Raw genomic sequence first — 22,671 nt, forward strand, 5'->3', positions numbered from 1 at the left:
CGTCGTCGGCTGCCCGGCGCATCTCAGGAGGACCGCTCAGCCCTGGTTGTTCATCAGGGCGTCGAGGCGGGGGGTCTGGCCACTGGCCTGGGGGGCCAGGGACAGGTTCTGGAGGCTCTCGAGATGGTTCTGGATCTGGCTGGTCAGATTGGCGCGATACTCCGACTCGAAACCGCGCAGCTGGCTCACCGAGGCGGTGAGGTTGTCGCGCTCGGACTCGAGGGCGCTCAGCAGCTCGGTGCGCTTGCTCGCGACCTCCCCGTCGAGGGCATCAGCGCGCTGCTGGGCCTCGTCGATGAGACGCCTGGCGTTCTCATGGGCCTCGGCGGTGACGCGGTCGGCGGTGTTGCGGGCCTCGTAGTCGAGACGGGCGGCCTTCTGGGTGGCCTCCTCGACGAGCTGCTCGGCCTGGACGCGGGCATCGGCGCGGGTCCGATCGGCGTCGGCCTCGGCATCGGCGCGCACCTGGTCGGCCTGACGGTTGGCCTCCTCGATGAGCTGATCGGCCTCATGGGTGCTCATCTCGAGCAGGCGGGCGGCCCACGGGCCGGCCTCCTGGGCCGCGGTGACGACGACGCGCTGCGGCTCGCCGGAGGCGGCCGCCGCCGAGGCGGGAGCGCTCTGGGCGGCCTGCAACTGGGCCTGGAGCTCGGCGATCTGGGCGCGCAGCTGATCATTCTCGCCGGCCAGCTGGGCCGAGGCGGCCGAGCCCTGGTCGGAGGCCGAACGGAGCTCGTTCAGCTGGGCGCGCAGCTGCTCGTTCTCCTGGCCGAGGCTCGAGACCTGGGCGCCCAGCTGGTTGGTCTGCTGGGTGAGCCTGGCGTTCTCCTCGCCGGCCCCGGCATTCGCCTTGAGCTTCTCGTTCTCGTTGACCAGATCTGCGTAACTGATCTCGAGCTCGTCCATGAACTTGTCGACAGAGCTGGCGCGGTAGCCGTCCTCATTGGGCTTGCGGGCCATGGGGAAACGGATACTGCGAACCTCGTCAAGGGACAGCGTCATTTGTGCGCTCCAAACCTCGGTGCGTTGATTCCTACTCCTGCCCGCAACTGCGGGGACAGTCCTTGAGGCTACCCTGCTCGGCCGCGACAGGGGCAGTCGGGGGCTCAAAACTCAACTTCTGGTTGAGACTCTCACAGCAGCCACCACACCGCCCTCTGGAGCACCAGGACGGCGAGGAAGACAACCATGAATGCGATGTCGAGCCCGACGGTGCCGAGCCTGATCGGCTTGACGTAGCGCCGCACGAAATCGATCGGGGGGTCGGTGACCGTGCAGATCGCCTCGAAGACCGCCGCCAGCGCGCCCCGGGGCCGGAAACCCGGTGCGAGCAGGGGGATCCAGCTGAGGATCATGCGCGCGATGAGCACCCACAGGTACAGGCTGCACAGCAACGAGAGGAGACGGGCGAGGACGAGCACGGGCCGCTCAGCTCTGGTTGAAGAAGTTGGGGCTGGCCAGCCGCTGCTTGTCCTCGGCGGTGACGTGGACGTTGTGCGGGCTGAGCAGGAAGACCTTGCTCGTGACGCGCTCGATGGAGCCGCGCAGCCCGAAGATGAGGCCCGCCGCGAAGTCGACGAGGCGCTTGGCGTCGGCGTCGTCCATGTCGGTGAGGTTCATGATGACGGGGGTGCCCTCGCGGAAGCTCTCGCCGATGGTGCGCGCCTCGTTGTAGGTGCGCGGACGCACCGAGATGATGCGCGCCAGGTCCGCGGGCTGCGACTCCTCCGCCTCGTCGTCGTCGCGGTGCTGGTGCTCCCGCGCCCCGGTGGACGCCTGCCGGTGCTCGTGGGCGCCCGCCGTCTGCCGATGCTCGCGCGCGCCGACCTGGGCCGGCCTGGTGCGGCGTTCGGGCAGCCGCGTGACGGTGGAGACCTGGACGGACTCCTCGTCCGCCGGGTCGGCGTAGACCGAGTCGGTGTAGTCGGTCGCCTCGGCGCGCTCCTCGTCGAAACGGTCGTCGCTGACAAGGCCCAGCCACACGGCGGCCTTCTTCATCGCTCCCGGCATGCCGATTCCCCCTCTGAGCGGCCGCGCCCCCTGACCACGTCGCGATCGTCCGCGAATGACACGGCTGGGATTAGGGTACCTGCTCGGGCTGTGCGAGCGGAACGACCGCCCCGCCCGGCGCGCCAGATCAGGCCGATCTGCCGGCCGGTCAGGCCGTTGTCCCGCCGATGGCTGAACAGGGCCGGGCTCGTCCGCGTGCACGGGTCGTGGCGCTCGACGGCGACGCCCTCGCGCTCGAGCACCGCCCGCGCCCCGGCGCCGAGGTCGAGCGAGGGGGTCCCCCAGCCCGTCGTCGCCGCCAGTTCGGGGATGATCGCGCACGCCTCGTCCCGCATCCGGGCGGGGACCTCGTAGCAGTCGCCGCAGATGTGCGGCCCGATCCAGGCGCGGATGCGCACGGCCCCGAGCTCGCGCATGCGGGCCGTCGTCGCGGCGAGGACGCCGGCCAGCAGACCCCGCCGCCCCGCGTGGGCGGCGCCGATGACGCCGGCGCCGACGTCGGCGAGCAGGACGGGCACGCAGTCGGCCACGCGGATGGCCAGTGGCGCCCCCGGAAGGTCCGTGACGAGGGCGTCGGCGCTGGCCAGCGGGGTCTGCCCGGGGACCCTGTCCCCCAGCCAGGTGTCGGGGCCCGGCAGCTCGGCGCGGGTGAGCGTCCGCACGGTCACGCCGTGCACCTGGTGGACGAAGCTGATCGGCGCCAGCGAGAGCCGGGCGCGCAGGGCCGCCATGTTGGCGCGCAGCGCGGCCGGCTCGTCCTCGCCGGTGCGCCCGAGGTTGAGGGACGCGAACGCGCCGACGGAGGACCCGCCCTCACGGTCGGTGAAGGCCAAGCCGACGCCACCGGCGCGATCGTCGGAGGAGGGCTCGCTCAGGAAGGCGAACACCGGGGGCTCACTTCATGAAGTCGGGGATGTCCAGCTCGTCGTCATCGGGCGGCAGGACGGCCTGCTCGGACTGGACGCCGGTGCGGCGCGTGGGCTCCTCGTTCTCGACGGGGGCCGGCGTCGAGAAGGGCGTGCGGGCGGCCGGGCGGCGCGCCTGCTCGGGCTGGGCGGACGCCGGGCGGGACGGCTGCTCGGAGGGGCGGGACGGCTGGCGGCCCGCCTCGGCGGGACGGCGCACCGGGACGGACTGGGGTCCCTGGTCGCTGTCGAAGCCGGCGGCGATGACGGTGACGCGCACCTCGTCGCCCAGGGCGTCGTCGATGACGGTACCGAAGATGATGTTGGCGTCGTCGGCGGCGGCCTCCTCGATGAGGTCGGCGGCCTCGGAGACCTCGAACAGGCCCAGGTCGGAGCCGCCGGCGATCGAGAGGAGAACGCCCTTGGCGCCGTCGATGGTGGCCTCGAGCAGCGGACTGTTGATGGCCTGCTCGGCGGCGGTGCGGGCGCGGTCCTCGCCGCGGGCCGAGCCGATGCCCATGAGCGCGGAGCCGGCGTCCTTCATGACGGACTTCACGTCGGCGAAGTCGAGGTTGATGAGGCCGGGCGTGGTGATGAGGTCGGTGATGCCGGAGACGCCCTGCATGAGCACCTGGTCGGCCTGCTTGAAGGAGTCCAGGATCGACATCTGGCGGTCGGTCATCTCGAGCAGCTTCTCGTTCGGGATGACGATGAGCGTGTCGACTTCCTCGGACAGGCGTCCGATGCCCTCGTCGGCCTGGCGGGCGCGGCGCTTGCCCTCGAAGCGGAACGGGCGGGTGACGACGCCGATGGTGAGGGCGCCCAGCGAGCGGGCGATCTTCGCGACGACGGGCGCGCCGCCGGTGCCGGTGCCGCCGCCCTCGCCGGCGGTGACGAAGACCATGTCGGCGCCCTTGAGGGTCTCCTCGATCTCGTCGGCGTGGTCCTCGGCCGCCTGGCGCCCGGTCTCGGGGTTCGCGCCCGCGCCGAGACCCCTCGTGAGCTCGCGGCCGATGTCGAGCTTGACGTCGGCGTCGCTCATGAGCAGCGCCTGCGCGTCGGTGTTCACGGCGATGAACTCGACGCCCTTGAGACCGTCCTCGATCATGCGGTTGACGGCATTGACACCACCGCCGCCGACGCCCACAACCTTGATGACCGCCAAGTAGTTCTGGGACGCAGTTGCCACGGGAGTCCGCCTCATTTCTCGGGGAGCTGGCCGCGCCTGCCCCGCTGTACCGACATGCTTGATCGAATGCACCCGCACAGTGCCCTGCAGGAAGTGCATGCTCAGGCTATGGAAGGCCGGTGGCTTAGTCCAACGGCCCGGCGTGTTCCGTCCAGAGTCTGAACCTGTGGTCGAGACATTGAATCGGAGCGCTCCGGGCCCTCCCACCCGGCCGCGGACCGGACCCGCACGACGGCTCAGGAGGCGGCCGGGCGGGAGGGCGCGGAGACGTCGTACGTCGTATAGTCTCCGCCCCGGGCGAGCAGCACCTCGATGACCGAGGCCTTCTCGGCGGACTGCTCGGCGCCGCCCCAGAAGATCGTGGTGCCGCCGTCGAGGAGGAAGCTGATCGAGTCCACCGAGCCGGCGCTGACCGAGCCGAGGCGCTCGCGCACGTCCTGGGGCAGGGCGCTCGTCGCGGCGGCCACGGCGGCCCGCAGCCCCTGGTCACCGGCGTCGGCGAGCGCGGCGACGGGGACGGCTGAGCGCTCGGGGCTCGTGGTGAAGACGACGCCGGAGGAGTCGACCTGCCCGTAGCCGCCGCCGGCGTCGATCTGGTAGACGGCGGAGCGCTCGGTGACCTCGATCCGCACGGTGCTCGGCCAGGAGCGCACGAGCCGCGCGTCGGCGACGGTCGCCAGCTGCTCGACGCGGCCGGTGACCGCGGCGCCGTCGAGGCGGGCGAGCGGGGCGCCGGCGGGCACGGCCGCTGCGGCCCGCACGTCGTCGACCGGGGTGAGGACGGTGCCGGTGACCTCGACGTCGCGGACGACGAGCACCGGCGAGAAGCCGACGAGCCAGGCGAGCGCGGCGACGACGAGGAGCCCGACGGCGACGGCGGCGAACCGCCGGGTGCGTCGGCGGGCCCGGGCGCGCTGACGCACCCGCAGCGCCTGGTCGAGCTCGGCGCTCATGACCGGGACGCCCCCAACCGCTCGAGCAGGGCCGGTCCGACGCGGGTGATGTCGCCTGCGCCGAGCGTCATGACGAGGTCGCCGCCGCGCACCAGGTCGGCGAGGGCGGCGGGCAGCCCGGTCTTGTCGGGAACGTACCGGACGTCGGCGCCGGCGGCCCGGGCCGCGTCGACGACGAGTTCGCCGGTGACGCCCGGCTCCGGCTCCTCCCTCGCCGGGTAGACGTCGGTGAGGACGACCAGGTCGGCCGCGGCCAGCGCCCGGCCGAACTCCTCGGCGAAGATGCGGGTGCGACTGAACAGATGGGGCTGGAAGCAGGCGATGAGGCGCCCCCCGCCAGCCGCCCCGCGCCCGGCCTCCAGGGCCCTGGCGATCTCGGTGGGGTGGTGGGCGTAGTCGTCGACGACGGTGACATCGCCGCCGTCGAGCGCGACCGACCCGACGAGCTGGAAACGGCGGCTGGTGCCGGCGAAGGAGCGCGCGCCGGCCAGCAGCGCGTCGGCGTCCAGACCCAGCAGCTCGCCGACGACGAAGGCGGCGGCGGCGTTCCACAGGTTGTGCCGACCGGGCACCGCGAGCTCGAGCCCGTGCTCGCGGCCGTCGTGGTCGAGGCGCGCCCGGGCCGTCATGCCGGCGGACGAGACGTCGGTCAGCCGGGCGTCGACGCCGGCGGACTCCCCGTAGGTGATGACCCCGGCGCGCACCGCCGGATCCGCGCGCAGCCGCTCGGCCAGCGCCCTCGCCCCCGGGTCGTCGCCGTTGATGACGACCCGCTCGACCCGCTCGGCCGTGGCGAAGCGGGCGAAGCCGTCCGCGTAGCGCTCGGGGGTGCCCCAGTTGTCGAGGTGGTCGGCCTCGATGTTGGTGATCACGGCGATGCTCGTCGGGTACTGCCAGAAGGAGCCGTCCGACTCGTCGGCCTCGACGATGAAGGGGGCGCCGCGGCCGATGCGGGCGGACTCCCCCGTCGTGACGAGCGGCGAGCCGACGACGTAACTGGGATCGGCCCCGGCGGCGGCCACCATCGTGGCGACCATCGCGCTGGTCGTCGTCTTGCCGTGGGTGCCGGCGACCGAGACGCCCCGGTGCCCGAGCATGAGGGCGGCCAGCGCCGTGCTGCGGTGCCACACCCGCAGCCCGGCCCGGCGGGCCGCGACGAGCTCGACGTTGTCGGGGGGGATGGCGCTCGACACGACGACGGTGCTCACCCCCTCCAGCTGGGCGGGGTCGTGGCCGACGTGGGTCTCGATGCCCAGCTCGGCGAGGTGCCGCAGGGCCGGCGAGTCGGTCCGGTCGCAGCCGCTGACCGGGATGCCGAGCTCGTGGTAGCCGAGGGCGATGCCGCTCATGCCGGTGCCGCCCATGGCGATGAGGTGCAGTGCGCCCAAGCGGTCGGGGGCGACGAGCTCGACGGGTTCACGCAGCGTCACGGCCGGCCTCCTCGAGCACGATCCCCGCGACGCGCCGGGCGGCGCCGGGCGGCATGATCCTCTGGGCCGCGGCGCCCATCCGTGCGAGACGCCCGGCGTCCAGCATGACGGGGAGGAGCTCACCGACGAGGCGGTCGCGGTCGAGCTCGTCATCGGGCACGACGAGGGCCGCGCCCGCCTCGACGAGGGGCCTCGCATTGCGCGCCTGCTCGCCGTTGCCGATCGGCAGCGGCACCATGAGGGCCGGCAGGCCGACCGTGGCCGTCTCGACGACGGTGCCGGCGCCGGAGCGGGCCAGCATGAAGTCGGCGGCCGCGTAGGCGTTCTCCATGTCGTCGACGTAGGCCAGCGGATGGTAGCCGGCGCCGGTGGAGCCGTCGACGACGGTCTCGTCGTCGTGGAAGTTCTTCATGCCGAGCACGTGGAGCACCTGGATGCCTGCGCCCAGCAGGTCGTCGCGGGCCGCGACGACCGCGGTGTTGATGGAGCGGGCGCCCGAGGAGCCGCCCGAGACGAGCAGCACGGGAAGATCCCCGCGCAGGCCGTACTCGGCGCGGGCGGCGGCCCGTCGCGAGGCCCTGCCCTGCTCGGCGAGCTCGGTGATGGCGGCGCGCACCGGCAGCCCCATCTGGCGGGCGCCGGGCAGCGGCGTGCCGGGGAAGGAGGTGAGCACGGCCGCGGCGAAGCGGGCGGCCACGCGGTTGGCCAGGCCCGGCAGTGCGTTCTGCTCGTGGATGACCACGGGGACGCGCCGGCGGCGGGCGGCCAGGTAGGCGGGCATCGAGACGTAGCCTCCGAAGCCGACGACGACGTCGGCGCCGACGTCGTCGAGGACCCGTCCCGCCCGGCGGACCGCCCGTCGCAGCCGGAACGGCACCTTGACCAGCTCGCCGGTGAGCCGGCGCGGCATCGGCACCGGCGGGATGAGGCGCAGCTCCAGGCCCGCCTCGGGAATGACGCGGGTCTCCAGGCCCTTGGGCGTGCCGATGCACACCACCGTCCCGCCCGGGTCGAGGCTCCTCAACTGCTCGGCCGTGGCGATGAGCGGCGAGGTGTGCCCGGCCGTCCCGCCACCCGCCAGCACGACGTTGACCATCATCGTCCCTTTCCGTCGACCACTGAGGTGACGCGCACGGCCCTCCCCCGGGCGGGCGCGCCCCGGCGCTTCAGGGCGGCCGCCGCCTCCGGCTCGTGGCGGGCGGCGGCCAGCAGGGCCCCCACCGCCACGAGATCGGCGATGAGCGAGGAGCCGCCGTAGCTGATGAACGGCAGCGGCACGCCCATGACCGGCAACATCCTCATCGCCACGGCCACGTTGAGCACCGCCTGGATGAGCAGCCAGGCCGTCACCGAGGCGGCGGCCATGCGCCAGAAGACGCGCGTGCTGCGATTCGCGATGCGCATGCCGACCAGGCCGAGGCTCAGGAACAGGCCGATCACGACGATCGTACCGAGCAGGCCCATCTCCTCGCCGAGCACCGCGAAGACGTAGTCGTTGAGGGCGCCGTCGTAGAGTCCGCCCCACTTGGCGCGGCTGCGGCCCAGCCCGACGCCCCACCAGCCGCCGGTGGCCAGCGCGTAGACGGCGTTGAGCGGCTGCTCGGAGTCGCCGACCGCGCCCGAGCCCGACAGGAGGGCCCCGATGCGCTGCATCCGCCCCGGGCTCGTGACGACGAGGGCGGCGACGAGCAGGACGGCCGCGGCGAGGAATGCGACGAGCAGCTGCCAGGGGGCCCCGATGAACCAGTACACCGCCAGCATGATCGCCAGGAGGATGACGCCCGTACCGAGGTCGTGGCCGCCGACGACGACGAGGCCGATGATGACGACGAAGCCGAGGACGACCGGGAAGAGGAGATCCTTGGCCCGGCCCAGGTTCCTGCGCTTGGTCGCGAAGATGCTCGCCGCCCACAGGACGAGACCGATCTTGGCGAACTCGGAGGGCTGCAGACTGAGCGGACCCAGGCTGAGCCAGTTGCGGTTGCCCTTGTTCGAGGCGCCGTCGGCGGCGTCGCCCAGCGGAGTGAACACGACGAGCAGCTCGGCGATGATCATGGCGCCCACGAGCAGCCAACCGAGCACCCCCAGTGCCCGCTCGCTGCGCCGCGAGACGAGCCAGGCGAGCACGAGGCCGACGGCCAGGTAGAGGAGGTGGCGGCGGAGGAAGTAGTACGAGTCGCCCAGGTTCTCGGCGGCGTAGACGGACGAGGAGCTGAGCACCATGAGCACGCCGAGGCCGAGGAGCAGCCCGACGCACGACAGCACGAGGTAGTAGTCGGCGCTGGGCCGGGCGACCGCCTCGCCCAGCAGCTCGGCGCTCAGACCGCTCGGCTCGGTGCGCGGGCCCCTCCGGCGCCCGCGGGAGGCGGCCATGTCAGGCGCCCCGAGCGGTCACGGCGCGGGCGGCGACGGCGAAGTCGTCGCCGCGCTGCGCATAGCCGGGCCACATGTCCTTCGAGGCGCAGCCGGGGGCCATGAGGACCGTGTCGCCGGGGACGGCCATCGCGGCGGCGCGGCGCACGGCCTCGGCCATGAGCGCGGTGTCGGTTCCGTCGAGGACGACGACCGGGACCTCGGGGGCGTGCTCGGCGAGGGCGTCGGCGATGAGCCGGCGGTCGGCGCCCAGCAGGACGACGCCGCGCAGCCGCTCCCGGTGGGCGTCGATGAGCCCGCCGAACGAGGTGCCCTTGGCCTGGCCCCCGGCGATCCACACGATGTGCTCGAAGGCGCGCATCGAGGAGTTCGCCGCGTGCGGGTTGGTGGCCTTGGAGTCGTCGACCCAGCGCACCCCGCCGGCCTCGGCGACCGTCTCGATGCGGTGTCCGCCGAGGTCGAGCTCGCGCAGCCCTTGGCCGACGGCCGGCGCCGCGACGCCGAAGCTGCGGGCCAGGGCGGCCGCGGCGAGGGCGTTCTCGACGTTGTGCGGGGCGTAGGGCCGGACGTCGTCGAGCGATGCGAGCGGCAGGGCCGAGGTCTGGCGCTGCGCGATGAAGGCGCGGTCGACGAGCTGGTCGTCCACGACGCCCAGCTGCGCGACCTGCGGGACGCCGAGGGTGAAGCCGATGGCGCGGGCCCCCTCGACGACGTCGGCGTCGGCGACCATCTCGCGGGTGGCCGGCTCGGCGGCGTTGTAGACGCATGCGTGGTGCACGCCGTGGAGGATGCGCGCCTTGTCGGCGCCGTAGGCGGCCATCGCCGCCGCGGTGTCGCCGGCGTAGTCGTACCACTCGAGGTGGTCGGCGTGGAGGTTGAGGACCGCGGCCGAGTGGAGGGCCAGCGAGGGCGACCAGTGCAGCTGGAAGCTCGACAGCTCGACCGCGAGGACCTCGTAGTCGGCCGGATCGTTGATGGCCTCGATGATCGGACGGCCGATGTTGCCGACGGCCGCGGAGCGGAAGCCTCCGGCCCGCAGCATCGAGTCGAGCATCTGCGTCGTGGTCGTCTTGCCGTTGGTGCCGGTGATCCCCAGCCAGGCGATCGAGCGGCCGGCGGGCACGAGGCGCCAGGCGAGCTCGGGCTCGCCCCAGATCGGCACGCCCGCCCCGGCGGCCTGGGCGAGCAGCGGCCAGTCGGGGCGCCAGCCGGGCGAGGTGATGACGACGTCGGCGCCGTCGGGCAACCGCGCGCTCGAGCCGGGGCCGAGGCCCACCCGCGCGCCGAGGGCCTCGAGGATCCGGGCGTGCTCGTGCAGCGACTCGTCGTCGCCGTCGTCGAGGACGGTGACGGAGGCGCCCAGCTCGAGCAGCGCGTCGGCTGCGGCGTACCCGGAGGTGCCCAGGCCCGCGACGACGGCATGGGCCCTCCCCCACGGGCTGGTCCTGTCGGCACCGGCCATCCAGTCCTTCACGATGTCACCAACCCCATATCCAGCCGCCGTAGAACAGTGCGAGGGCCACGGCCACGCACACCCCGCAGATGATCCAGAAGCGGATCACCACCGTGACCTCGTCCCAGCCGACCATCTCGAAGTGGTGGTGGAGCGGGGCCATCTTGAACACGCGCCTGCCGTGCGAGAGCTTGAAGTAGCTCACCTGGATCATCACCGAGGCGGTCTCGATGACGAAGAGCATGCCGAGCACGATGAGCAGCAGCTCGGTGCGGGTGTAGATCGACAGGGCGGCCATCGCGGCGCCGAGCGCCAGCGAGCCGGTGTCGCCCAGGAAGATCTTCGCCGGCTTGGCGTTCCACCACAGGAAGCCGAAGCAGGCGCCCGCCAGAGCGATCGACACCACCGCCAGGTCGTTCGGGTCGCGCACCGTGAAGCAGCGCGGGCCGTGGTTGCCGCCGGTGACGCACCACTGGTTCGCCTGGAAGATGCTGATGAGGGCGTAGGCGGCGAAGACCATCGTCGAGGCGCCGGTGGCCAGGCCGTCGAGCCCGTCGGTGAGGTTGACGGCATTGGAGCCGGCGGTGATGAGCAGGGTCATCCAGATGATCGCCACGACGACGGGCAGGCGGAGCCAGTCGATGTCGTGGACGAGCGAGATCGCGACGGTGGCGGGGCGGGCGCCGACGTTCTTGGCGACCTGGGGGTCGGCGGCGGCGGGGAACAGCAGGGAGGCGACGCCGAACAGGACGCCGATGAGGCCCTGCCCGATCATCTTCCCGCGCGGCGTGAGGCCGAGGGATCTCTGCTTGGAGATCTTCGTCCAGTCGTCCAGGAGGCCCACGAGGCCCGTCGCGACGAAGACGGCGAGCACGAGCAGCCCGGAGACCGTGACCGAGGAGCGGGAGATGAGGTGCGCCAGGAAGTAGGCGAGGACGACGGCGAGGATGACGACGGCGCCGCCCATGGTGGGCGTGCCCCGCTTGGTGCGGTGGCTCGTGGGGCCGTCGTCGCGGATGAACTGGCCGTAGCCGCGGTGCACGAGCAGGACGATGAAGTAACGGGTGCCCACGAGTGTGGCGGCCATGGCGATGATCGCCGCCGAGAGAATCGTGATCATCGCGCAGTACCTTCCTCGTCACGGTCGATGAGCTGTGCGGTGACATCCTCGAGCGCCAGCACGCGACTGGCCTTGACGAGCACGACATCGCCCGCGCCCAACTCTAGTGACCCGGCGACATCCGCCTTGTCCGCCGCCCGGGCGTTGGTCCCGGGCCCGGCGGCGGTCGCGCCGGCGACGAGCGCGCCGGCGTGCTCGCCGACGGCGACGAGCTCGTCGTAGCCGAGCGAGGCGGCGAGCGCGCCGATGTCCCGGTGCAGGGCGTCGGCGTCGGGGCCGAGCTCGGCCATGTCGCCGAGCACGGCGATGACCCGGGCGTCCGGCCGCTCGGCCCGGCGCGCCGCGCCCATGGCCGCGACGGCGCGCAGCGCGGCGGCCGTCGAATCGGGGTTGGCGTTGTAGCAGTCGTTGACGATCGCCGCGCCGCGGGCGGTCTCGACCAGCTCCATGCGCAGCGGCGAGCGGGTGCGGGCTCCGCTGAGCGCCGCACCGACGGAGCCGAGCGGGGCCCCCGCGGCCAGTGCCATGGCGGCGGCGGCGGCGGCGTTGGGGACCTGGTGGGCGCCGACGAGCCCGAGGCGCACCGGGACCCGGCCGTGGACGCCCTCGCGCAGGGCGTGCAGGGTGAACGCGCCGCGCTGGAGCGCGTCGAGGGCGATGTCCTCGGCCCAGACGGCCAGCTCGGCGTCGCCGGCCGGCCGGCCGGCGACCGACCAGCGGGCGATGCGGGCACCGGTGCGCCCGGCCATGGCCGCGACGAGCCGGTCGTCGTCGTTGAGGACCGCCCAGCCGTCAGCGGGCAGGGCCTCGAGGATCTCGACCTTGGCCCGGGCGATCGCCTCCCGGCTGCCGAACTCGCCGAGATGGGCGGTGCCGATGTTGAGCACGGCGGCGATGCGCGGCGGGACCATCGCGCACAGCGTCCTGATGTGGCCGATCCCCCGGGCGCCCATCTCGGCGACGAGGAAGCGGGTGCGCTCGTCGACGCCGCAGGCGGTGAGGGGGACGCCGATCTCGTTGTTGTGGTTGCCGTCCGGGCTGACGGTGGGGCCGAGGCGCTCGAGCACCTGGGCCAGCAGGTCCTTCGTCGAGGTCTTGCCGCTGGAGCCGGTGATGGCGAGGGTCGTCATACCGCGCCGGTCCTCGACGTCGACGAGCGCGCGGGCCAGAGCGGCCAGCGCCGCCGCGGGGTCCGGGACGACGAGGCGCGTCAGCGGCGCCCCGACGTCGTGGCCGACGACGGCCGCGGCGGCGCCCCGCTCGGCCGCCGCCGCGGCGAAGTCGGCGCCGTCGACGCGCTCCCCCGGCAGGCCGATGAACAGGGAGCCGGCCGTGGCGGCGCGGTTGTCGATGACGACGTCGGGGCCGACCGGGACCTGCCCGTCGCCGACGACGGACGGCTCGATGCCCGCGGCCGCCAGGAGCCGCGCGAGGCGCTGTGCGCTGGTGACCCGCACGTCAGTTCCCCTCCGGCACGCCGCCGGGGCGCACCCCGTCGTCCTCGGCGGCGCCCGCGCGCAGCCGCGCCCACTCCTGGGCGATCACCGCCGTGTCGTCGAAGGGGTGGCGCACCCCGTCGACCTCCTGCGTCGTCTCGTGGCCCTTGCCCAGCACGGCCACGGCGTCGTCGGGGCCGGCCAGGGCCAGGGCCCGGGCGATCGCGCTGCGGCGGTCGCCGCCGTCGATGACCTCGGCCCGGCCGATGCTGCGCGCGCCCGCCAGCACGGCGGCCCGGATGCTCGCCGGCTCCTCGGTGCGGGGATTGTCGTCGGTGACGACGACGACGTCCGCGTGCTGGGCCGCGATCCGGCCCATCGGCTCGCGCTTGGCCCGGTCGCGGTCGCCCCCGGCGCCCACGACGGCGATCGTGCGGCCGCGCACCGCGGCCAGCGCGGAGGCCACCGCCTGGGGCGTGTGGGCGAAGTCGACGTAGATGCGCGGGGCCGGGGCGGGCAGCGGGACCCGCTGCATGCGCCCGGGGACCTGGGCCGCCGCGAGACCAGGCAGGGCGGCGTCGAGGTCGACGCCGCACAGGTCCAGCATGGCCGCGCAGGTGGCGGCGTTGGCGACGTTGTAGCGCCCGGGCAGGGCGATGTCGAAGTCCAGGCGGCGGTCCGCCGCGTCGAGTTCGACGTGCTCCCCGCCGGACGCGGTGCCCTCGAAGCCCAGCACCCGGTAGTCGGCGCCGGCGCCGAAGCCGAAGGTGGCCAGGTCGACGCCGCCGGCGGCCCGCACCCGTTCGGCGAGGACGCGGCCCCACTCGTCGTCGGCGTTGACGACGGCGCGGCGGGTCATGTCCGGGGCGAAGAGCCGGGCCTTCGCCTCGAAGTAGGCCTCCTGCGTCCGGTGGAAGTCGAGATGGTCCCGCCCGAGGTTCGTGAAGGCGGCGGCGTCGAAGCGCACCCCGGTGACCCGGTCGAACGCGAGGGCGTGCGAGCTGACCTCCATCGCCACCGCGTCGGCGCCCCGCTCGGCCATGGCGGCCAGCAGCCCCTGCAGGTCGCAGGACTCGGGCGTCGTCACGGTGCCGCGGGGGCTGGACAGGGCGCGCCCGTCCAGGCGGAAGCCGATGGTGCCGATCGTGCCGACCCGGTGCCCGGCCGCGCGCAGGGCGGCCTCGAGCAGGAAGGCGGTCGTCGTCTTGCCGTTGGTGCCGGTGACCCCGACCATGAGCAGCCCGCGCGAGGGATCGCCGAACAGGCGGGCGGCGAGATGGGCCATCGCCACCCGCGGGGAGTCGGCGACGACGACGGGGACGCCGGAGCCGGCCGCGAGCGCGGCGCCCTCGTCGTCGGTGAGGACGGCCGCCGCCCCGGCCCCGGCGGCCTGGGCGGTGAAGCGCGCACCGTGGGTGCGAGTGCCGGGCAGGGCGACGTACAGGCAGCCGGGCCCGACCTGCCGGGAGTCGAGGGTGAGGTCGACGAGGACCGTGCCGCCGGCGTCGGCCGGCACGCGCAGGCCGAGCCCGGTCGCGAGCTCGTCCAGCCGTCGGGGTCGGACGGCGGACGGACGCAGGGCGCGTTCGCTGCTCTCGGGCGCAGGTGCACTCATCACGGCTCGTACTCCAGGGGTTCGGTGTCGATCGGGACCTCAGCACTCGGGAGAACACCGTAGCGCGGCAGCGCCGCCGACATGAGCATGCGGGAGGTCGGCATGGCAACCGTGCCGCCGTACTGGTCCCGCACCTCGACGACGGTGTAGACGAGGATCTGCGGGTCCTCGATCGGGGCGACGGTCACATAGGACGACATGTAGCGGTGCGCGTCGTACTGGCCGGTCGTCTGGTCGATCACCTGGGCCGTGCCCGACTTGCCGCCCATCCGGTAGCCGGAGATCATCCGTCCCTGCTGGCCCGTTCCTCCGGCGGTGACCGCCTCCATGAGGTCCCGCACCTGGCCGCTGGCCCGCTCCGAGATGACCCTCCGGGAGCTCCGCTCCGGCAGGGGCACCGCGGCTCCGTCGGCGCCGGTGGCCCCGGCGATGATCGTCGGGCGGTGGTAGACGCCGCCGTTGGTCGCGGCGGCGAGCGCGGCGGCCATCTGGACGGCGTTGGCCGAGAAGCCCTGGCCGAACGCCATGTTGTCGCGCGTGTAGTCGGGCATCGACGCGTCCGGCAGGTAGCCGTCGGTCTCGCCGGGCAGTTCGATGCCGCTGGCGGCGCCGAAGCCGAAGCCGGCCATGTACTGCCGGTAGGCGGCGGCGTCCATCTGGCGCAGCAGGAGCGCCGAGCCGATGTTCGAGGAGTGGTAGAAGACCCCGCGGGCCGTGTAGTGCTTCGTGTCGGCGTGCCTGTCGGCGTCCTTGATCTCGCCGTCCCCCGAGGCGAGCGAGGCGGGGACCTCGACCTTCGTGTCGGGGTCGGCCAGGCCCTGGTCGAAGAGCGCCGCGTTGGTGAAGACCTTGGCGACCGAGCCGGGCTCGTAGGCCTCGGTGATGGCCCGGTTGCCCAGGTCGTCGGCGTCGGCCGCGCCCGGGGCGTTCGAGTCGTAGCCGGGCGTGGTGGCCAGGGCGAGGATCTCGCCCGTCTTGGCGTTCATGACGACCGTCGAGGCGCTCAGCGCGTTGTACTCGGCGGCCTGGGAGGCGAGCAGCTGCTGGGCCGTGTACTGGAGCCCGGAGTCGATCGTCAGCGTGTAGGTGGTGCCGTCGGTCGCGTCCTTGAGGGTGTTGTCGGCGAGCGGGATGCGGCCGTACTGGCCCGACTCGTACTGCTCGAAGCCGTCGGCGCCGGCGAGCTGCGCGTCGGCGTAGTACTCGAAGCCCCCCGCGCCGGCCCCCTCGGAGTTGACGAAGCCGACGACATTCGAGGCGAGCGTGCCCGAGGGGTACACCCGGATCGGGTCGTCCTCGCTCGTGATGCCGTAGAGGCCCTTGTTGCCCAGCACGTCGGTGGCCTCGTCGAGGGCCTGGTGGAGCTGCTCGTAGGTGTCGGCGCTCACCCTCTCCTCGAGCACCTCGTACTGGTCGGCCGAGCCGTCGTCGTTGGTCGTGCGGGTCAGGGCCGGGAGGTAGTCGGTGGTCGCGCCGCCGAGGAAGTTGACGAGGACCTCGGCGATCTGGTGGGGGGTGCGCTCGGCCAGGTCGGCCGCCTGCTCGTCGGTCAGGCCGCCGGTGTTGTACCCGTTGGCGCTGATCGCGGTGGGGTCGGCGATGACCTTCACCGCCGGCTGGGTGCTGGCCAGCACCTCGCCGTTGCGGTCGAGGATCGCACCGCGGGTGGCCTTGATCGTGCGGGTGTGGGTCATCTTCTCGGCCGCGGCCTGGGCGTTGGCCGCCGAGTCGAGCCCCTGCAGCTGGAAGGCCCGGGCCGCCAGGGCGAGGGTGAGCACGACGATGAGGCCCATGGCGATGCGCACCCGGAGGGTGGTCGAGCCCCGGCGCGGACCGTGGGCCGACGAGCCGGCCGGACGCCCCGACGGGGGACGTCGGCCGCCCCCGCGCGCGGCCGACGGGCGGGACGAGTGGGAGCGGGGACGGGAGGAGCCCATCAGCCACTCGCCTGGGGGCTCGGAGCGGGCCCGGAGCCCGTCGGGGACGACGCCGGGGCGCTGGACGACGCCGACGCGGAGGAGCCGGCCGACGGTCCGCCGGACGGGGCGCCGGCCGTCGGGACGGCGACCCCGGGCATCTCGGTGCCCTCCATCGGGACGGGCGTGCCGTGACTCGCACCGTCGGGCATCTGGACGATGAGGGGGTTCGTGTTCGGCACCATGCCGAGGGCCGCGGCCATCGAGGCGAGGGAGTTCGTGGTGCTGAGCCTCTCCACCTCGCCCTGCAGCGCCGCCTCGTGGTGGGAGGCCTGCTCGGCCTGGTTCTGCAGCTGCTCGAGCTGGGTCTGCTGGTCCTGGATCTGGGTGCTCAGGACGACCACGCCGCCCAGGCCGATGCCGAGCATGCCGATGAGCACCAGGACGAAGGCGCCGTTGGACAGACGCCGTCCGCCGTGGCCGTCGGGGACGAGGACGCGCGGACGGGCGCGGCGGGGTCTGCGCGCGGACATCAGCACCGCCCCCCGTCGACCGGCCGGATGCGCTCGAGGACGCGCAGCCGGGCCGATGCGGCGCGGGGGTTCCGCGCGATCTCCTCGGCGGCGGGCCGGGCGGCGCCGCGGGTGACGAGCGCGAAGCGCGCGCGCAGGTGCTCGGGGACGACGGGCAGGCCGGGCGGCGCCGCGTCCTCGGCGGCCGCGGCGAAGGCCCGTTTGACGATGCGGTCCTCCAGCGAGTGGTAGGCCAGGACGGCCGCGCGCGCATGCACATCCATGCGGTCCAGCATGACAGGCAGGACGCCCGACAGCGCGTCCAGCTCGCCGTTGACCTCGATGCGCAGCGCCTGGAAGACGCGGCGGGCCGGATGCCCGCCCTGGCGTGCCCGCACCGCCGCCGGCAGGGCGCCGGTGATGGTCCGGACGAGGCGGGCGGAGGTGGTGAAGGGCTCGCGCTCGCGCTCGGCGACGACCGCCCGCACGATGCGCCGGGCCTGGCGCTCCTCGCCGTAGTCGCGCAGGACGCGGACGAGCTCGTCGGGGGCGTAGCCGTTGAGGACGTCGGCCGCCGTCACGGAGCCCCGGGTGTCCATGCGCATGTCGAGCGGGGCGTCGACGCGGTAGGCGAAGCCTCGGTCGACGCGGTCGGCCTGCAGGCTCGACAGGCCCAGGTCGAGGAGCATGGCGTCGATGCGCTCGACGCCGACCCCCGCCAGGACCCGGTCGAGCTCGTCGAAGCGGGCCCGTACCAGGTGGACGCGGCCGCCGAACCGGGCCAGGCGTCGTCCGGCGAGCTCCAGCGCATCGGCGTCGCGGTCGATGCCGACCAGGACGGCGCCCGGGTTCCGGTCGAGGACGAGGCTCGCGTGCCCCGCCATGCCGAGGGTGCCGTCGACGTAGACGGCGCCGGGACGCCCGAGGGCGGGGGCGAGGTGGGCGGCGACGGCCTCGGCCATCACCGGGACGTGGACCGCGGCGGGGTCGACGCCGGTGCCCGGCTCGGTCATGACGTCCTCCCCCGAAGTGGAACTGCGGCATCCGGTTCCAACCCGAGCCGGGGTCACCTGGCGCCGGGGAAGGTGCGCCAGGGGATCAGCCCGGGTCGAAGCCGCATGCCGCAGTCAGCGATCAGCATCACCCGCGAGGATCTCTCCGTTCATGTCGGCGAAGACGTCCTCCTGGGCGGCGGAGTAGTTCTCCCAGGCGGTGCAGTCCCAGACCTCGACCCTGTTGATGGCGCCGACGACGACGATCTCCTTGTCGAGCCCCGCGTAGGAGCGCAGGGTCGCCGGGATCGTCACTCGCCCCTGCTTGTCCGGCACCTCGTCGCTCGCCCCGGCCGCCAGCATGCGCTGGAAGTCGCGGACCTGCTTGAGCGTCGCCGGGGCGGTGCCCACCGACCGGGTCATGGCGACGAAGGTGGCCATCGGGTAGATCGCCAGGCAGCGGTCCTGGGACCGCGTGATGACGAGGCCGCCGGCCAGTTCGTCGCGGAACTTCGCCGGGAGGAAGAACCGGCCCTTGTCGTCGAGCTTCGGGGTGTGGGTACCCAGGAACATGGGCCTCCCCCTTCACTCGCCGACCGAGGACGTTTGCTCCACTATGCTCCACGATACTCCATTTCACTCCATTTAACGCATTCAACGCTCCCCTCGGCCATTCGGGTCCCTCCTGCCCTCTCCCGGCCGGGACGGTCCCGTCGTCGGAGCCCGTGACCGCCGCAGATGCCGGTCTTCCCGGGCGGAGGGACGGAGTTCCCGGCAGTACATGCCGGATGCGCAGTCGCTCGCCGGCCTCGGGCGGGGACGGCGGTGGCCGAGGGGCGGCGGGGAGCGCCCCCACCACGGTCGGGAGGCGGTGCGGACGAGGAGCGGGAACGGCGGCCGCCGACGGGCGCGGGCGCAGCAGGACCGGGAAGCCGACGGCCCGGGGGCGATGACGAGGTCGGGGAGCGCAGCGAGCGCTCGACACGCGGGACCCCTTCCCGGCGGCCCGGCCGGCCGAGTGCGGGCGCAGCAGGACCCCCGGGTCCGGAAGACCCGGGGGTCCTGCTGCGCCCGTGCGGGGGTTCGTGTCAGGCGGCCGCTCCGCTCCTCGTTGAACGGCACCGCCGGCGGTGATTCAGAAGCGGCCCTCGTCCTGGCGACGACGCCAGCGGTCCTCCATCTTCGTCATGAAGGGGTCGGAGGGGGTCTGCCTGCCCGAGGACGGCGGCTTCGCGCGGGGGACGTTCCTGGAGCCCCCGGTGCCGCCCCAGGCGTTGAGCGCGAGGATCGCGGAGCAGAGCATGAGGATGAATCCGATGACGCTGATGACCCAGACGGTCTGCATGCCGACGAGCAGGAGGGCCAGGCCGGCGACGAAGCCGAGCCCGGCGAGACCGGCCCGGCGCCGCGAACGGGTGACGGGACGGCGCTCCGACGGCGTGCCCATCGTGCGGGCGAGCCGGGGATCCTCGGCCATGAGCGATGCTTCGAGTTCGTCGAGCATCCTTTGCTCTTCGTTCGAGAGGGGCATCACACGCCTCCTTGGTCAGGCGTTCGGTCCGTCGATCCACCACCGGGTCGACGGTGATCCCAGTCTATGACTCGCCCCGCCCTGGGGGAAACGCCCCGGGGCACGGAGTAGAATTGATCGATCCCGCCACCGGACCTGGTCGGTCCCGCCATGAGGAAGAATGCAGTTGAGCGAATCCGAGCACCTGGATCCAGCAGAGCCCCTCGCCTCCGAACTGGCCGCCGAGCAGCGGCACGTCGACCGCGTCTACGAGGCCCTCCGACAGGCCGAGGCCGAGGCCCGCGGCGTCGAGGCCGAGTCCCGCGCCCGCTTCACCTCGGACCGGGCCGACTGGCTGCGCGAGGAGAACAGCACCGCCCTGTTCGAGCGCGACGCCTTCGCCTACCAGGCGGCCAAGCGGTTGGCGATCCTCGACGAGGAGCACGAGGGCCTGGTCTTCGGCCGCCTCGACCTGCGCGAGGACGAGGAGTGCCGCTACATCGGCCGCATCGGCGTGCGCGACGCCGAGTACGAGCCCCTCGTCATCGACTGGCGCGCGCCGGCGGCGTCCGCGTTCTACCGCGCGACCCCCACGAACCCGATGGGCGTCGTACGGCGCCGCGTCCTGCGCTGCCGCGACGACAGGGTCATCGGCATCGAGGACGACCTGCTCGACACGCAGGCGCCGACGGATCTGGTGATCATCGGCGAGGGCGCGCTCATGGCGGCCCTGTCGCGGGCCCGCGGCGCGCACATGCGCAGCATCGTGGCGACGATCCAGGCCGAGCAGGACGAGGCGATCCGCGCCCCCTACCAGGGGGTCACGATGATCGCGGGCGGGCCCGGCACCGGCAAGACGGTCGTCGCCCTCCACCGGGCCGCCTACCTGCTCTACACGCACCGCAGGCGTCTCGAGCGCGGCGGGGTGCTCGTCGTCGGCCCCTCGGACGTCTTCATGCGCTACATCGAGCGCGTCCTGCCCGGCCTCGGCGAGGACGCCGTGGCGCTGCGCAGCGTCGGGCGCGTGGCCCAGGACGTGCTCGGAGTGGGCACCGACCGGCAGGACGACGCCGAGACGGCCGTCCTCAAGGGCTCGCCGGTCATGACCCGGCTGATGCGCCGCATCGCCCACGAACCGTTGACGGCCGAGCCCGCGCGCGGTCTCAAGGTCGCCGTCAAGGGCGAGTTCCTGCGGCTGGACGCGCGCACCCTCGCGGGCATCCGCACCCGGGTGCTCGGCCAGCGCACGATGAACCAGGCCCGTCCGGCCGCCGAGGAGATGCTGCTGGACGCCCTCCACGAGCGCCGCCCGGCCGAGCTCGCCGACATGGGGCGCGAGGAGTTCGACGAGCGCGTCACCGGGCAGGCGTCCTGGCGGATGTTCCTGAACGCATGGTGGCCGCTGGTCGGGCCCGAGCAGACGCTCGCCCGTCTGGCCGAGCCGTCGGTGCTCGCCAAGGTGGCCAACGGGCTGCTCGACCCCGACGAGCAGGCCGTCCTGTCGCAGTCGCTGGCCCACGCGCGCGGCTACCTGCCCGAGGCCGGCCAGCCGCGGCCGGCCTGGACCGTCTCGGACGTCCCGCTGCTCGACGAGCTGTACACCGTCCTCGGTCCCGCCCCGGCGGCCGTCGACGAGGAGCCCGGACTGCTCGTCGAGGAGGACTCGGACGTCGCCGAGCTCGTGACGGTCGCGGATCTGCTCACCGACCGCCGCGAGGACGAGGACCCGCTCGAGAACTACTCGCACGTGCTCGTCGACGAGGCCCAGGACATCACGCCGATGCAGTGGCGCATGATCCGCCGCCGCGGCCCCCAGGCGAGCTGGACGATCGTCGGCGACCCGGCGCAGAGCTCCTACCCCGACGCGGGCCAGACCGAGCGCGCCATGCGCGAGCTCGTCGGACGGGCCCCGCACCGCACCTTCCGGCTGGCGACGAACTACCGCTCCCCCGCCGAGGTCATGGCCCTGGCGGGCGCCTACATCCGCCGGCTCGTCGACGACGCCGACCTGCCGAACGCGGTGCGCAGCACCGGTGAGCGACCCCGGCTGCTCAGCTGCACCCCGGAGCACGCCGACGAGGAGATCCGCGCCCAGGTGTCGGCGCTGGCCGACCGGGTCGAGGGCACCGTCGGCGTCATCGTCCCGCCGTCCCGCTACGACGAGGTCGTCGCGCTCGGCCTCGGGGACGCCGAGCGGATCTTCGTCGTGACGGCCCTGGAGGCGAAGGGCCTCGAGTACGACGCGGCGCTGGTCGTCGCGCCCGACGAGATCGTCGACGAGGCCCCGGGCGGCCCGCGCGTGCTCTACGTGGCGCTGACCCGCCCCACGCGGGTGCTCGTCACGCTCGACATCACGCCGGGCGCCTTCCCCGGCGGCTGGCGCGAGGGGCTCGAAGCCGGGTGAGCCATCGGCCCGCGTCGCGACCGACGAGGCACTGCCACGTCGATGGCCACGGATCAGCCGTCCAGCCCCAGCCTGGCACGGGCCTGCCCAAGGGTGAACGGGTAACGGATCGTGGCGGCATTGGTGACCAGGTACGACGGGTTCCGGTAGAACGACTCGTCCCACGGCCGCAGACCCACCGCGGCCGCGTACCCCGCCAGCATCTCCTCCGTGAACCGGTCCCGACGACGCCGGCTCCCGTACGCCTCCACATCCTCGAACGACTGGACCTCGCCGCCCGCCTCGAAATACCAGCGTCCAGGATTGTTCTCGATCAGATCAACCGTCCGAACCGTACCGAGTTTCGTCTCCGGACCCAACACCCGGAACTGCCGCGCCCCCAACGGCCCCCCACTGTTGCCGGCAGGCGGGACAGACGAAACGAAATACCCGCGCACCTTCAACAGTTGACTGGCCAGGAGTCCTGTCAGTTGAGCGACGCCCTGACCGAGGGCATCGCCCTCGAACATCGCCGTCCACCCGTCCAGGGCCGTCGAGGTCAGAAGAATGCGAGGACGCGAAGCGATGGTGAGCGGCTGCAGCTCGAGGAGATTCTCCTCCAACGAGCCCCCGAGCTCCGTGGCCCGCCCGCCGTCATGAACCCTCGTGAAGAACTCGACCAGAACAGCCGCCACCTCCTCCGGCGGCGCACCGAGGAAACCAATCGAAAACGTCAACGGCGCGAGCCGACCACCGAAAAGCACAGGACCACCACTCCCTTCCCTTGTTCCCGGACCCACGTTCGCGACACGGCCACCACCGACTGTCAGGGCGCAGTCAAGCTCCCCAGTCATCCTCTCCGACCCTGAAATTC

20 protein-coding genes are annotated in these 22,671 nt (G+C 73.2%); 1 reads left to right on the plus strand and 19 read right to left on the minus strand.

The features are described 5' to 3' along the window. Positions 1 to 36: 36 nt before the first annotated feature. The 18 genes from K336_RS0109785 to K336_RS0109870 form a co-directional block, all read right to left on the minus strand. A complete protein-coding gene (locus K336_RS0109785) occupies positions 37 to 1,002 on the minus strand; it encodes a DivIVA domain-containing protein (RefSeq protein ID WP_021796627.1) in 966 nt (321 codons plus the stop codon). 131 nt (positions 1,003 to 1,133) lie between these two features. Next, positions 1,134 to 1,421 (minus strand): YggT family protein, encoded by a 288-nt coding sequence (locus K336_RS0109790; RefSeq protein ID WP_021796623.1) that lies wholly within the window; start codon positions 1,419 to 1,421, stop codon positions 1,134 to 1,136. A 7-nt stretch (positions 1,422 to 1,428) separates the two neighbouring features. Continuing rightward, a complete protein-coding gene (locus K336_RS0109795; protein ID WP_021796626.1) occupies positions 1,429 to 2,010 on the minus strand; it encodes a cell division protein SepF in 582 nt (193 codons plus the stop codon). Further along, the gene (locus tag K336_RS15830; protein ID WP_021796625.1) at positions 1,995 to 2,897 is read right to left on the minus strand and encodes a polyphenol oxidase family protein; all 903 of its coding nucleotides are present in this window, start codon (positions 2,895 to 2,897) and stop codon (positions 1,995 to 1,997) included. Before K336_RS15830 ends, K336_RS0109795 begins: the two co-directional genes overlap by 16 nt. 7 nt (positions 2,898 to 2,904) lie before the next feature. After that, positions 2,905 to 4,104 (minus strand): cell division protein FtsZ, encoded by a 1,200-nt coding sequence (ftsZ, locus tag K336_RS0109805; protein WP_028706921.1) that lies wholly within the window; start codon positions 4,102 to 4,104, stop codon positions 2,905 to 2,907. Between the two features lie 236 nt (positions 4,105 to 4,340). Continuing rightward, the gene (locus K336_RS0109810; RefSeq protein WP_028706922.1) at positions 4,341 to 5,057 is read right to left on the minus strand and encodes a cell division protein FtsQ/DivIB; all 717 of its coding nucleotides are present in this window, start codon (positions 5,055 to 5,057) and stop codon (positions 4,341 to 4,343) included. Beyond that, a complete protein-coding gene (murC, locus tag K336_RS0109815) occupies positions 5,054 to 6,487 on the minus strand; it encodes a UDP-N-acetylmuramate--L-alanine ligase (RefSeq protein ID WP_028706923.1) in 1,434 nt (477 codons plus the stop codon). Before murC ends, K336_RS0109810 begins: the two co-directional genes overlap by 4 nt. Continuing rightward, the gene (murG, locus tag K336_RS0109820) at positions 6,474 to 7,583 is read right to left on the minus strand and encodes an undecaprenyldiphospho-muramoylpentapeptide beta-N-acetylglucosaminyltransferase (RefSeq protein WP_028706924.1); all 1,110 of its coding nucleotides are present in this window, start codon (positions 7,581 to 7,583) and stop codon (positions 6,474 to 6,476) included. Before murG ends, murC begins: the two co-directional genes overlap by 14 nt. Then, positions 7,583 to 8,860 carry a peptidoglycan glycosyltransferase FtsW gene (locus K336_RS0109825; RefSeq protein WP_021796065.1) on the minus strand — a complete coding sequence of 426 codons (1,278 nt, stop codon included), beginning with the start codon at positions 8,858 to 8,860 and terminating at the stop codon, positions 7,583 to 7,585. The genes murG and K336_RS0109825 overlap by 1 nt, the downstream gene beginning before the upstream one ends. A 1-nt stretch (position 8,861) precedes the next feature. Further along, complete coding sequence (gene murD / locus K336_RS0109830) at positions 8,862 to 10,322, minus strand: UDP-N-acetylmuramoyl-L-alanine--D-glutamate ligase (RefSeq protein WP_021796071.1); 1,461 nt, start codon at positions 10,320 to 10,322, stop codon at positions 8,862 to 8,864. A 16-nt stretch (positions 10,323 to 10,338) separates the two neighbouring features. Continuing rightward, entirely contained in the window at positions 10,339 to 11,433 is a 1,095-nt protein-coding gene (gene mraY / locus K336_RS0109835; protein ID WP_021796070.1) for a phospho-N-acetylmuramoyl-pentapeptide-transferase, read from the minus strand. Beyond that, positions 11,430 to 12,890 (minus strand): UDP-N-acetylmuramoyl-tripeptide--D-alanyl-D-alanine ligase, encoded by a 1,461-nt coding sequence (locus K336_RS0109840; protein ID WP_081660752.1) that lies wholly within the window; start codon positions 12,888 to 12,890, stop codon positions 11,430 to 11,432. The genes mraY and K336_RS0109840 overlap by 4 nt, the downstream gene beginning before the upstream one ends. Before the next feature lies 1 nt (position 12,891). Continuing rightward, the gene (locus K336_RS15835) at positions 12,892 to 14,484 is read right to left on the minus strand and encodes a UDP-N-acetylmuramoyl-L-alanyl-D-glutamate--2,6-diaminopimelate ligase (protein ID WP_081660753.1); all 1,593 of its coding nucleotides are present in this window, start codon (positions 14,482 to 14,484) and stop codon (positions 12,892 to 12,894) included. Beyond that, positions 14,484 to 16,289, minus strand: a complete 1,806-nt coding sequence (locus K336_RS0109850; RefSeq protein ID WP_028706928.1) for a peptidoglycan D,D-transpeptidase FtsI family protein — start codon at positions 16,287 to 16,289, stop codon at positions 14,484 to 14,486. Before K336_RS0109850 ends, K336_RS15835 begins: the two co-directional genes overlap by 1 nt. Before the next feature lie 131 nt (positions 16,290 to 16,420). Beyond that, the gene (locus tag K336_RS0109855; protein WP_123826245.1) at positions 16,421 to 16,933 is read right to left on the minus strand and encodes a hypothetical protein; all 513 of its coding nucleotides are present in this window, start codon (positions 16,931 to 16,933) and stop codon (positions 16,421 to 16,423) included. Beyond that, the gene (gene rsmH, locus K336_RS0109860; RefSeq protein WP_028706929.1) at positions 16,933 to 17,925 is read right to left on the minus strand and encodes a 16S rRNA (cytosine(1402)-N(4))-methyltransferase RsmH; all 993 of its coding nucleotides are present in this window, start codon (positions 17,923 to 17,925) and stop codon (positions 16,933 to 16,935) included. Before rsmH ends, K336_RS0109855 begins: the two co-directional genes overlap by 1 nt. 114 nt (positions 17,926 to 18,039) lie before the next feature. Beyond that, positions 18,040 to 18,477 (minus strand): division/cell wall cluster transcriptional repressor MraZ, encoded by a 438-nt coding sequence (mraZ, locus tag K336_RS0109865; RefSeq protein WP_021796164.1) that lies wholly within the window; start codon positions 18,475 to 18,477, stop codon positions 18,040 to 18,042. A gap of 562 nt (positions 18,478 to 19,039) precedes the next feature. Next, complete coding sequence (locus K336_RS0109870) at positions 19,040 to 19,435, minus strand: DUF3040 domain-containing protein (protein ID WP_028706930.1); 396 nt, start codon at positions 19,433 to 19,435, stop codon at positions 19,040 to 19,042. Positions 19,436 to 19,595: 160 nt separating this feature from the next. Here K336_RS0109870 and K336_RS15840 point away from each other — a divergent pair, with 160 nt between their 5' ends. Beyond that, a complete protein-coding gene (locus K336_RS15840) occupies positions 19,596 to 21,818 on the plus strand; it encodes a HelD family protein (protein ID WP_043150769.1) in 2,223 nt (740 codons plus the stop codon). Positions 21,819 to 21,871: 53 nt separating this feature from the next. Here the strand turns inward: K336_RS15840 and K336_RS0109880 are convergent. Beyond that, the coding region (locus tag K336_RS0109880) for a hypothetical protein (RefSeq protein WP_211223486.1) at positions 21,872 to 22,671 on the minus strand (800 nt) is incomplete at its 5' end.

The sequence above is a fragment of the Propionibacterium acidifaciens DSM 21887 genome (genome assembly GCF_000426605.1).
Lineage (GTDB): Bacteria > Actinomycetota > Actinomycetes > Propionibacteriales > Propionibacteriaceae > Propionibacterium > Propionibacterium acidifaciens.

Excerpts from the sequence above, each read along its gene's own strand:
- K336_RS15840 (WP_043150769.1), top strand. The coding sequence starts at position 19,596 with ATGCAGTTGAGCGAATCCGAGCACCTGGATCCAGCAGAGCCCCTCGCC.
- K336_RS0109870 (WP_028706930.1), bottom strand. The coding sequence starts at position 19,435 with ATGCCCCTCTCGAACGAAGAGCAAAGGATGCTCGACGAACTCGAAGCA.
- mraY (WP_021796070.1), bottom strand. The coding sequence starts at position 11,433 with ATGATCACGATTCTCTCGGCGGCGATCATCGCCATGGCCGCCACACTC.
- murD (WP_021796071.1), bottom strand. The coding sequence starts at position 10,322 with ATGGCCGGTGCCGACAGGACCAGCCCGTGGGGGAGGGCCCATGCCGTC.
- K336_RS0109795 (WP_021796626.1), bottom strand. The coding sequence starts at position 2,010 with ATGCCGGGAGCGATGAAGAAGGCCGCCGTGTGGCTGGGCCTTGTCAGC.
- rsmH (WP_028706929.1), bottom strand. The coding sequence starts at position 17,925 with ATGACCGAGCCGGGCACCGGCGTCGACCCCGCCGCGGTCCACGTCCCG.
- K336_RS0109810 (WP_028706922.1), bottom strand. The coding sequence starts at position 5,057 with ATGAGCGCCGAGCTCGACCAGGCGCTGCGGGTGCGTCAGCGCGCCCGG.
- mraZ (WP_021796164.1), bottom strand. The coding sequence starts at position 18,477 with ATGTTCCTGGGTACCCACACCCCGAAGCTCGACGACAAGGGCCGGTTC.
- murG (WP_028706924.1), bottom strand. The coding sequence starts at position 7,583 with ATGGTCAACGTCGTGCTGGCGGGTGGCGGGACGGCCGGGCACACCTCG.
- K336_RS0109855 (WP_123826245.1), bottom strand. The coding sequence starts at position 16,933 with ATGTCCGCGCGCAGACCCCGCCGCGCCCGTCCGCGCGTCCTCGTCCCC.
- K336_RS0109785 (WP_021796627.1), bottom strand. The coding sequence starts at position 1,002 with ATGACGCTGTCCCTTGACGAGGTTCGCAGTATCCGTTTCCCCATGGCC.
- K336_RS15835 (WP_081660753.1), bottom strand. The coding sequence starts at position 14,484 with ATGAGTGCACCTGCGCCCGAGAGCAGCGAACGCGCCCTGCGTCCGTCC.
- K336_RS0109825 (WP_021796065.1), bottom strand. The coding sequence starts at position 8,860 with ATGGCCGCCTCCCGCGGGCGCCGGAGGGGCCCGCGCACCGAGCCGAGC.